General features: G+C 64.7%; 1 protein-coding gene. It reads right to left on the bottom strand.

The annotated features are described in order from the left end of the window. Positions 1-357, bottom strand: a 357-nt coding sequence (locus tag AC0IYH_RS30005; protein WP_471837743.1) for an SDR family oxidoreductase, incomplete at both ends; no start/stop codon positions are given.

Genomic DNA, 357 nt, shown 5'->3' with positions numbered 1-357 from the left:
ACATTCCTGCATGTCGGTATCGACGGAGCCGGGCTGGATCACGCTGACACGGATGTTACGCTCGGCGACCTCCTTGCGGAGCGTTTCGGCAAAGGCTTGGATGCCGGCCTTGGTCGCCGAATAGACGCTTTCGCCGGGGGCCTTGATCTCGGTGCTGATCGATCCGACGAACAGCAGGTGGCCACCGCCTTGCGCTTCCATGCGCGTGATCGCCGCCTTGGCGCAGGCGAAATAGCCGACGAGGTTGGTGTCGATCACATAGCGCCAGTCCTCGTCCGCCATCTCATCCAGCGGATCGGCGCCCAGCGCCGCGCATGCCACCAGCATGTCGATCCCGCCCAGCCGTTCGTCGACGGC

Source organism: Pseudomonas sp. AC463, assembly GCF_979253585.1.
The sequence above is the reverse complement of the archived record's forward strand: the minus strand, read 5'-3'. Positions and strand labels throughout refer to the sequence as shown.